8 protein-coding genes are annotated in these 11,056 nt (G+C 45.1%); 3 read left to right on the forward strand and 5 right to left on the reverse strand.

What is annotated here, in order from left to right:
* Positions 1-579, reverse strand: a 579-nt coding sequence (parA, locus tag ACYQ8U_RS21990) for a ParA family partition ATPase (RefSeq protein ID WP_459947715.1), incomplete at its 3' end; no start/stop codon positions are given.
* 992 nt (positions 580-1,571) lie between these two features.
* Between parA and ACYQ8U_RS21995 the strand changes: the two genes are divergently transcribed.
* Positions 1,572-1,859 (forward strand): type II toxin-antitoxin system TacA family antitoxin, encoded by a 288-nt coding sequence (locus tag ACYQ8U_RS21995; RefSeq protein ID WP_459947716.1) that lies wholly within the window; start codon positions 1,572-1,574, stop codon positions 1,857-1,859.
* A gap of 8 nt (positions 1,860-1,867) precedes the next feature.
* Entirely contained in the window at positions 1,868-2,359 is a 492-nt protein-coding gene (locus ACYQ8U_RS22000; RefSeq protein ID WP_459947717.1) for a GNAT family N-acetyltransferase, read from the forward strand.
* 26 nt (positions 2,360-2,385) lie between these two features.
* Here ACYQ8U_RS22000 and ACYQ8U_RS22005 read toward each other — a convergent pair whose 3' ends face one another.
* Entirely contained in the window at positions 2,386-3,270 is an 885-nt protein-coding gene (locus tag ACYQ8U_RS22005) for a DNA-directed RNA polymerase subunit alpha C-terminal domain-containing protein (RefSeq protein ID WP_459947718.1), read from the reverse strand.
* A gap of 12 nt (positions 3,271-3,282) precedes the next feature.
* Entirely contained in the window at positions 3,283-5,019 is a 1,737-nt protein-coding gene (locus ACYQ8U_RS22010; RefSeq protein ID WP_459947719.1) for a hypothetical protein, read from the reverse strand.
* 212 nt (positions 5,020-5,231) lie between these two features.
* Between ACYQ8U_RS22010 and ACYQ8U_RS22015 the strand changes: the two genes are divergently transcribed.
* Entirely contained in the window at positions 5,232-9,314 is a 4,083-nt protein-coding gene (locus ACYQ8U_RS22015) for a DEAD/DEAH box helicase (RefSeq protein ID WP_459947720.1), read from the forward strand.
* An 844-nt stretch (positions 9,315-10,158) separates the two neighbouring features.
* Here ACYQ8U_RS22015 and ACYQ8U_RS22020 read toward each other — a convergent pair.
* On the reverse strand, positions 10,159-10,485 hold the full coding sequence (locus tag ACYQ8U_RS22020; RefSeq protein WP_459947721.1) for a HigA family addiction module antitoxin: 327 nt from the start codon (positions 10,483-10,485) through the stop codon (positions 10,159-10,161).
* An 11-nt stretch (positions 10,486-10,496) separates the two neighbouring features.
* The gene (locus ACYQ8U_RS22025) at positions 10,497-10,775 is read right to left on the reverse strand and encodes a type II toxin-antitoxin system RelE/ParE family toxin (RefSeq protein ID WP_459947722.1); all 279 of its coding nucleotides are present in this window, start codon (positions 10,773-10,775) and stop codon (positions 10,497-10,499) included.
* Positions 10,776-11,056: the final 281 nt, after the last annotated feature.

The raw sequence follows: 11,056 nt of genomic DNA on the forward strand, positions 1-11,056 counted from the left end.
GGCTGCTTTCGATTTGGGGGCGTGTTCAATGACTCCCTGCCCGGATATTAAACCGTTCTTAAAAGAGCTTCTTGCGCCTAACTGACATTTTAAAATCGGAATTTCCTTCTTTTCTTCCAAAGCTTGGAGCGCTTCACGCGCCATAATGGTGTTTGGCATAACCATATTAAGCAAAAATCTAGCTATCAGTTTTTCATTAAAAATCTTTGCTTCTTGTACAATATCGAGAGTGTCTGAGGTTGCCCAAATATCATAGACCGAGGGTAAAACTGGAATAATGAGTATGTCTGCTGCCAAAATAGCCGACCTGAAAATAACCGAATCCCGTCCTCCAGAATCAATTATTATCAAATCAAAATTGGTAAATTCCTTCAGGTCCTTATGAAGAGTGGGGGTGGTAATTGCTGTCGCTTTTATGTCGTCGGCTTCTCGAATCGACCTAAAATTCAGGCTCGACGCTTGAGGGTCCGCATCAACCAGCAAAACTTTTTTGTTTTCCTTTGCGGCCATACACGCAAGATTACAAGCAATAGTGCTTTTGCCAACGCCGCCCTTACTGTTCCCTATGGTGATGATCATATCGCCCCTTTTGGTCTCTTTAAAAGAAATATTAATGTATTAAATGACATCAATTAATGTAATTTGTTATATCATTTTAATCAACACACAAATTAATTTATTTAATTTTAAATTATATTTTTTGCACTCAAATAAAGACACGTAACATGTTTGTATTCACAGGTTAAGGTATAGACAAAAAGACACGGGAGAGATATTGTTTCCCCACCTTTAATTCCTTGGTAGGTTTAAAGGTTGCCCCTCCGGTAGCTTTGGCGAGTTCAGGAGGGGCTTTTTTTGCCCTTTATTTATTTTTTGCAAGCGTACTTTGCTTGCCACTCTATTCGTCAATGCAGTTGTTTCTCCCCTCTTGCTACTTTTGTGAGCTATAACCGCCCGAGGAAAGGGCATCGCGCACCTAGCTAAAAACGACATTCATCATATAAACAGATTTTGCTGCGTGGGGTATGCACCTTCCGGAACTGTTGTGCGGTTCCGGAAGGTGCATACCCCACGCAATTTTGAAAGAGAGAAAGGGCAGTAGGAAAAGAAGAGACCTAAGGGTAGGTGATATTTCGCAGTTACAAGGGTGGAGGATCGCGCCGGCCAACACACCCTTTGTAATTTGTTGGCGGTGGTTGTAGCGCAGCGGAAAACTCCAGGAATAAAATCAGATAGGAGGGTGGTGGCCAGGGAAGCCGAAAGCCGATCTATCTATATTCGACTTTGACAGCAGATCGGTGTCCATGTAATTCCTATCCATTTTAACATGATGGTTTCAAAAAGGTCAGGAAAAGCTTTACCTATGATGTGTGTTTTCCAGCAGAGAATGGCCAAAGGATATCTTACTACACTCAAGATTGCGATGGACTGAAAAATAGGACATTTTGATCGTTCATTTTTTTGTTTAATGTTTATCATCATGACAGCTAAGTGCTTGATGTTCCATCTGACATCACAATCTGTTTTGAGAATTGTCTTGACATTGTCCGGCAACTTGCTAGACTTAAACTATGACTACTCCACGAACCAACAGAACAGAAAAGCTTGATCTGCGGCTTAGCCGGTCTGCTAAACAAACCTTGCAAGCAGCGGCCAAAGCAGCGCGTAAATCAGTGAGCGAATTCGTTCTTGATACAGCGCTGAGCGAGGCCGAAGAACGGCTGGCGGATCGGACTGTCTTTACGCTCGATGCCGAACGTTGGTACGCTTTCGTTAATGCGCTCGACGCGCCGCCTCGCCGTCACCCCCGTCTTGAACGCTTGTTTCGCGAACCATCTGTCTTTGACCCCAAACCTTGACAAATCCTTTGCACATAGAAAAGTTGCAACGAAAGCATGCGGTCGAAGAATTTACCTGTAGTCAGCCTGAACTTGATCGGTTTCTCATTCGCCATGCGCTGCAAGCGCAGCAAATGAACTCATCGCAAACCTACGTTGGCTTAAGCGACCAGACGATAATTGGGTACTACACAATTGTAGCCGGTGAAGTCCGACACACTGACGCGCCGGAGCGCGTGGTTAAGGGAATGCCACGTCATCCGATACCGCTTCTCGTTCTGGCACGTCTTGCTGTGCACAACAACTGGCAAGGCCGCAGTTTCGGTGCCGGACTGCTGTTAGATGCCTTAGGACGCACGTTACAAGTTGCCGATATTATCGGGTTGCGCGCGCTCGCCGTTCATGCAAAAGACTCTTCGGCAACGGCGTTCTACCGGCACTTCGGATTTGTACCCTCCCCGACAGACAACCGTCACCTTTTCATGCTCATCAAAGATATTCGTGCAGCATCGGACAAGTAAGACCACCCAGGCCGAGTATATCAATCTCATGGATCCATCCATTTTAAATGGTGGATAGTGTTCCGCAGACTGAGAATATCCTCGTTACTCCGTTGCCCTCTAAGTATTTCTTTAGTAACAAATTGACGGGAAAGCGTTCCCTTTGATTGTGTAAAATAATGCTTAAGGTCCGCAATATCCTGGGGAGTATACTCATTGAGTATCAGTCGCGATCGATCCCAGTCAACAACAAGACCATCGATTGCTAGGCCAAGAAGAGAGCCTGTAATAATTTTTTCCTGTGCTGACAAATTGACAAGGTCAAAACAGGTGTCAGTGAACTCAATACAATTGCAACGTGCCGCAAATTCAGCTAAGAGCTGATAATTAACGTCCACCAGTTCTGCAATATAATGATTCTGAAGCTTACTCAAAACCGTTTTTTCAATGGATCCCGCAAGTGCCTTACTTATCCCAAACAGCTGTGCCAGCTGTCTTAAAGTCATTCTTCCGGCGGTGGCCCAGGTTCGATTCCGAAGGATCTGTTCCTGGCGCTTGCTGAACAAATCGAGTGGAAAGCAGCTGAGTTCCAAAACAGTTGTTCTCAGCCACTCTCGTAAGTAGTCCTTGTCCGGGACATGATGAAAATCCTTGATTTTTTCGATGTCCTCGGGCCCAAGAGAGGAATTGAGATTAAAACCAAATGACTGCAATGTCACTTTTATTTCATTTAACGACTTACGCCCAAAATTTTTAAGCATTAACAGGTCCCGTTCACTGCACTGTACCAGCTGCCAGACATATTCAATCCCCCCGCTAACAAGACATGTTCTGGTGCGCATGGACCAATCAAGACTATGAACAGCCAGACGCAAGTTACGCACTATCTCCTCCGAAGTCAGTTCAATTTTGTTTTGTCCAGCATTGCTCATAAATGACTTTGCTTATTTTACGCCAAGAACAAATCCAATAGACTCAAGTGCTTTGATGAGTGTCTGTTCTTTGCCGGGGGCAGCGACCAGATACTTGTCACCAGCCGGCATACAGAGACCGCTTAATTTTTTATTTGTCAGCGCTTGCTTGCGAGCTTCCGGACTGCATTCTATCAGGGTTGTCCGGCCGACATTAACAAAAGCAGTAGACCGATGCTCAACTTCCGCCAGTATTTGCGTAAGTTCTCTACTGAAGTCTTCTGCCGATAACGCTTCAAGAGTCTTTCTGATTTCAGGTAAACTCTCGCCACTGTTAATCGCTGTCAACAACGAACCAATAGTCAGCCGCCACCTGTCAACTTCGGTACGTTCACCGATCTTTTCAAGATACAATTCCAGCCCCGGCGGAATGGCCGCTGTGTCGCTTGCAACCATATCGGTTTTGTCAAAGGTAAATATATCATCACCGCTCTTCCGTGTTTCATACGTATCGTGGTGACCCAGGACAAAAGCGCCGAGATCATTGATCAGAATATACTGCAACCCATCGCAATGGCTGAGATATTCCAACTCATCCGTTCCCCAGCATGAGCTGTAATCCTCACTTCTCGCCCCACGGGGATCTTGATAGGCAAGGTCAATAAGTCCAAGGGTAGCACAATATTCAAACAGATATATCAAAAGATACCGCAGTTGCAAAAGCGGCCAGGTATCATTGTAAGAAAGATTTCCATATTGTTGATCAAGGAAATAGAGTTTCCAGTCATAATTAACCATCTCAAACGAGTATTCGGCTTTTGTCTGCATCAGTCGGATAAGTTCATCGATACTTATCCATTGTCCTGGTTGCAGATCTTCCAAAAGATTGTTGATCATTGATCGGCGTTTTACGGGAGCGGTCATGGTACGGCCCCGATTTGACTTTTGTCCCTTTATTGCGGTGACTCTTGAAAATTCATCAATAATTTTTGTTTTTTCCCACCGTTCCCATGCTGTCTGTATGCCACCTGCCAAATCCTTCTTCAGTGCCTTACGGCCTGCCGGAGTAAGTTGTAAAAACGCACCATCCGCCTTGGCAAGGCCGCCACCCTGCAGCAGCAAAGGCCAGGCGAAAGGCTGCATGGGGCCGATTTCATGATCATCATACCAATCCGGCTCATAAAGTAAATCCGTCATTTTTCTGACTGTGGCCTCGGTGGCTTTACCGGTTTTGGCGCTGACCCGTATCTGTTTATCGGCGGCAAGGTTCAGAAATGTGGCGAGATTGGCCAAAGCAGCCTTGGCTGTTTCCCTGACGGTAAGCCCCTCACCATATACTTTTTCTTTTTCCGTATAGCGGATTGTATCTTCCGGTGGTTCAGATACGATTCTTTTTAATTTTTTGAATAGATCGGATGCCATTCGACCACGGATCAGAAAAAGATCCAGTAACTCTATCTTCCGGCCATACCTGTCTTCCGTCTTGCTCCAGGGAGAATATCCATATTTATTGACAAACATCCTGGATTCAAAGGTTCCGTTCCAGGTATGAACTGTTTCCGACACGGCCTGTTGACCAGCTAGATGGAGTCTATCAAAAATACCCTGGAGATCTGCAAATAAAGTTTGAACGATTGCCTGAAGACGTTCATTTTTTCTGGACGGCACGTTGGGACAGATTAAAGCGGCTAGCTCTTTCAAATCCGCGGATAAATATTCCGCATCCAGCATTTCCTCTAAAGCTGGGTTGGTTGTAATGGGAGGATTCATATTTCTCCTGAAAATAGTCTGTTTTTCTGTTACTTTTCTCTGCCGGCTGGAAATGTTAAACTCTGTATATTAACCCAAACCACGCATTCTCCTCAATGAAGATCACCCAAAGTATCAATAATCGTAGAGCAGAGTACCACGCCCTTCTTCCGTTACCAAAAGCCATGGTACACATGATGACGGTCAATGTCGATTATTGCAGAGTTGGTATCATGCTTGATTGCTTAAACGATATGGGATTTCGGCAGAACAACGGCATGGAATTGACCACAAATAACATGCAACTCATACAACAGGAATTGATTAATAAAGGGATGCTGTTCAAAACGACCAGGGGAATAAGTTGTCCTGAATCTATTCGCAGGGAGGCGCTGTGGGATATGTTGCTGGAGGACAGCTTCCGGCAAACGGTAACGGTGCTCCAAAAACATATCCCCCTGCCCGATACAACCAAACAGACTAATCCATTTGAAAATTATCAGCAGGTTATTCGATCTTTCCAGATTGCCCTGTTCAGCCATAAATCGACAAAAGAAATCAATACCATTGAAAACTATTATGCCTATCATTATTTTCGTGACGATTACCGAGACAACAACCTGTATCACTCCATACTGAGCAACCCTTTTTCCGGGGAAATCATGGATAAAATACACCCGGAAATCAGGCTGGAAATCGCCCTGTCCCTGCTGGAACGTACAGGCGAACTTCTGGAACCCGCAACGGAGATTCTCCACTACATCCTCAACTCATTTCCTGCCGAAGTCCTCGGAAAACGCTCATCAATTAAGCTGATTAATTATCACCTGCTTTGTGGTGATAAATCTCTTGCTCATTCACTTGCAGTAAACCTTTCGGAAGATCTGAAACCTGAACAACTCAGCCGCACGGCCTGGCTGGAAAGTATCAGTGGTAATCACCAGAAGGCGGATGAGCTTTTTGAGCAAAGTATACGATATATTAACAAGCGAACCGGTAAGCGAAAATGTTTTCTACAGAGCTATGCGGGAATCTTCCATCTGCTTTCCCTTCTCGGAACCGGTGGAAATACAGCTCTCAACAAAGCTATCAACTATATCGACATAGCAAAAAACGATCAATACCCGCTTTCTTCCATGACGGAAGCCATGAGACCAGTCTTCGAAGATCGGCTGGGATTCGCTTGCGGTGAACTGCATCTGCCGGACAGGGAGTTACTTGACAATACGGATGCCCCCCTGCCTTTTTTCCTCAGTAATCTTTTTTGGGCATGGACTAATCCCTCCGAGGCGGGACACAATATTTCAAAAATCAGTTGCACCAGGGATAAGGCTAAAAAGAACAACTATACTTGGCTTGCAGCGGAATTATCCGCCTTGCTAGAGTTTCTTGGCCATGAGAAGGAACAAAACCGCGATCTATCGGCAAAGTTACACAAATTATGCAACACGGTCAGCTGTGTTCGTCTGGTCAAGGATCAGCCGAAATGGGAAAAGACCCTTCATGCTCTGTTGCATATTGTAGAGCCTGGCTCAAAAGAGGATGCGAAGCGAGTGGTTGATCAACGGCTGATCTGGTTGTTTAACCATAGCGAAACCTATAATTTTTGTCATATCAGCCCCCGTCTCCAGGTAATCAGTAAAAAAGGTACCTGGACCAAAGGCAGATCGGTGGCTCTGCAAAATCTCTATCAGAATAACCATATCATGGAGGGACTTACCGAACAGGATCGTCGGGTATGCCGGGGTATCAAGGAAGAATACTACCGAACCTACTATAAATACGGTAAAACCGAATATATAATGGATAATGAGATTGCCCTTCCTGCCCTGGTTGGCCACCCGTTGCTCTTTTTGGAAAACTCACCCGACGTACAGGTAGAACTTGTATCGGCTGAGCCGGAAATGCAGCTGACGAAAGAAAATGGCCGGTTGAAGCTGACTGTTTTTCCCGCCCGAACCAGTGATGAAATGATGGTGGTCAAGGATACTCCTACCCGCTTCAAACTGATCCGCTGCTCAGATAAGCAAAAGGCAATTATAAATTTGCTGAGTGAGGAACTGGCTATCCCCAGTTCCGGTGAAAAACTGGCAGGAGAAGTTGTGGATTCTTTGTCGTCGATTATCACGATTCATTCCGACCTGACAGCAAGTGACGGGACAAAAAGTAAAACCGTTCAAGCCGACTGTACCCCTCACGCCCATATTATTCCTCATCAGGAGGGAATCTGCCTCGAGTTTCTGGTCAAACCTTGTGGAACAGAAGGTTCCAGTTTTAGGCCCGGCAAGGGCGGGAAAACCGTGTTGACCGAAATTAAAGGTGAAAAGATCCAGGCAGTGCGTGATTTTAATAAAGAGAAGCAACAGCAAGACAAAATTCTCCAGTCCTGTCCCACCTTCCACCATCTTGAAAAAATAGAAAATCAGTGGCTGGTGGATGCTCCGGAGGATGCACTGGAATTACTGCTGGAATTGAAAGAATGCGGTGATGAGGTAATACTGGAATGGCCACAGGGTGAAAAACTTAAAGTTCGCAAAAACACAACGTTTACCAGCTTTTCGATGCAGATTAAACAGGAGAGGGATTGGTTTAAAGCTACCGGATCATTGCAGATAGATGATACTCTTGCCTTGGATTTACGTACGCTCCTGGATATGCTCAGTCGGGCAACCGGCAGGTTTGTTCCTCTAGATGATGGCACTTTTCTTGGCATAACCGCGCAGTTACGCAAGCGACTCGATGAGCTGAACGCTTTATCCGAAGGCCATGGAAAGGGGGTACGCTTTGCGCCCCTGGCTGCTCTCGCGCTTGAGGATCTCACCGAAGAAATGGGACAACTGAAAACCGATAAAGCCTGGACGGAACATTGTAAACGACTTAAAGAAGTGGCTAAACCACAGATTCCTTCCACTCTGCAGGGCTCGCTTCGAGATTATCAACAGACAGGGTTTTACTGGCTGGCCCAGCTCTCCCACTGGGGCGTGGGCGCTTGTCTGGCCGATGATATGGGTCTTGGTAAAACGATTCAGGCATTAGCGGCTATTCTACTGCGAGCATCCCATGGTCCTACTTTAATTGTAGCGCCCTTATCCGTCACGTCCAACTGGCTGGACGAGGCTGGTCGTTTTGCTCCCACTTTAAATGCTATTGTCTTTGGTCCCGGGGATAGAAAGCAAACCATAGACAATCTGCAGGCTTTTGACCTGCTCATAGTCAGTTACGGCTTACTACCGTTGGAAACGGAACTGCTTAGCGGGGTCAAATGGCAGACCGTGGTACTGGATGAAGCTCAGGCCATTAAAAATATGCAAACGAAACGATCGAAAGCAGCAATGGACTTGCAGGCAGAGTTTAGAGTCATTACCACCGGTACCCCGGTTGAAAATCATCTCAGTGAGTTGTGGACTCTTTTTAATTTTCTTAACCCTGGTCTACTTGGATCTTTTAAGAAATTTAATGAAAAATTTGCAATCCCCATTGAGCGTGATCAGGACAATGAGGTGCGAAACCTCTTACGTAAACTGATACGTCCCTTTATTCTGCGCCGTTTAAAAAGCGATGTTCTGCAAGAGTTGCCGGCTAAAACTGAAATTACCCTTGAAGTTGAAATGAGCAATGACGAGGTGCTGCTTTATGAAGCCCAGCGTTTAAAAGCTCTGGAAAATATCGATGCCCACAGTGATGAGGGAGCTGGACAAACACATCTGCGCATCCTTAGTGAAATCATGAAATTGCGCAGATTATGCTGTAATCCGAGTCTGGTTTTGCCGGATTGTAAAATTGCCAGCTCCAAACTGAAGGTCTTTGGTGATACTTTGCAGGAATTGCGGGAGAACAATCATAAGGCGCTGGTGTTCAGTCAATTTGTGGGTCATTTGGAAATCATCCGCCGCTATCTTGAGACAAAGAACATCAGCTATCAATACCTGGATGGTTCAACCTCTCTCAAAGACCGAAAACAGCGCATAGCCGATTTTCAAAATGGCCGGGGGGATGTGTTTCTCATCAGTTTGAAAGCGGGAGGTGCAGGACTTAATCTTACCGCCGCCGATTATGTCATCCATATGGATCCATGGTGGAACCCAGCCGTCGAGGACCAGGCGTCGGATCGGGCGCATCGGATCGGCCAAAAAAGACCGGTGACTATTTATCGCCTGGTGGTAAAGAACTCTATTGAAGAGCAGATAGTCGATCTGCATAAACAGAAACGTGACCTTGCCGACAGTCTGCTTCAAGATACTGATACTGCGGGAAAAGTGTCAGCTAAAGAGTTGCTGGGGCTTTTGCAGGCAAAAAACCAGCCTGGGTTGAATTGAATGGTGTTCATATTTTTAAAATCGGACAGATCTATCTAATCCTCACATTTCAAAAGCCCATATAACATATTCGGTTTTGACAGCGATCGGAGTTAACATAGCTATATTCGATCTAAACAGCGGTCAGAGTTCATATAGATCCCATGGAGTATTAAAAATGTTAAAGAATATTTAATTATCTCATTAAATGTAAATTAATATAAATATATATCTTTGCATTTTTATATGTTTTCTAAAGACTTAGCCCGCAGCCCATGCAGCAAGCGCCTTTGCTTGCCACTCTGTCAGTCAATGCAGTTGTGTTTTCCCCCTTACAGCTTTTGTGGGCTATAACCGCCCGAAGGAAGGGCATCGCGCACCTAGTGATGAGATATGCAGATCAGCTGAATAACTAGTTACCCCGTGAAAGAACCAAAAATGGAATCAAATCCGAGCAAAATTATTCATCCACCTCCTTACGTCGAAAGACAGATAGCACCAGCCTTTAAAACAACGATTTATCAAAAGAAGTGGTATGGAGCTGTAGCTCCTCGTTGTGGGTTATGCCCTTACTTGAGAGACAGAGAAAGTGTAGGGCAGTGGCTAATTTTTTTTCGCGATGGCATTCATGGGGCTTACATACCGGATGGATTTTGAATCTGTCGGAACGCCCTCGAATTTTGGCCACGGCGCTTGAGATACGGGGGTATTAAGGTAGATAGAAGACATTTCCAGACTTGGACGACACCTGAACCCTCTGAAAGCAAGAGATGTTCACTTGTAAGCATGAGTTTCAGCTGCATTTTAGAAGTTGAGACAATTCCTGAACCCTGTTAGTCGAATTTGTTTGTGTGAGGATCTGGCTTTAAGCAGAAGAATGCTCAGTATTATTGACTGCAGGCGTGCAACGACTTACTTCTCTTTCGATTTGTTTTCCGGACGTTTCCTTGGCTTTTTTCACATTGAACCTAAGTTGCAAATTCAACCAGAATTCTGGTTCGATGCCAAAATACTGGCCCAGTCGAAGCGCGGTATCTGCTGTTATCTCACGCTTTCCATTGACAATCTGATTGATTCTGTTGGGCGGAACGTTGAGATTTTTTGCCAATTGGGCCTGCGAGATTCTCATTGGCTCGAGAAATTCCTCTAAAAGTACATCGCCAGGTGTTATTGGAGGTAGTCGTTTTGCCATTATTTATTTCCTCAGTGATAATCTACTATTGCAACATCATGAGCATTCCCATCTATCCATCTGAAACAAACGCGCCATTGGGAGTCTATACGAATGCTATATTGCCCATTTCTGTCACCCTTCAATACCTCAAGACGGTTGCCAGGGGGAACGCGTAAGCCATCTAGCGACACTGTAGCATTAAGAATTTCCAACTTAATCCGTGCTTTTCTGGCAATTCCCCTGAATTTTTTTACATCGTAGTCGTTAAAGAGCCTTTCACTGTCTCTGCATAGAAAAGATTTAATCATACTTCACATTCTATAACGTATGACGTTATGCGTCAAGGAAATTGGATTTTGATAAATGTCATATTTATGTATAGGCTGCGTCATTCCTAAGTAGTACTGGGCGATAATTCTATCTGGTTCTGGGGGCGGGGGGCAAGGTATCCGTCGTTGTTATTTAACCCTACCACTACCAGCCTTTGATTGCTCCAAGTAGGCGAAGGTTTACATTGTTCCTGATCAGATCGAACGGTGGGTTGATCCAAAAAAATGCCAGCAATGGAACACTTTGACACTAAACAAAA

The organism is Desulfocastanea catecholica (genome assembly GCF_054657295.1).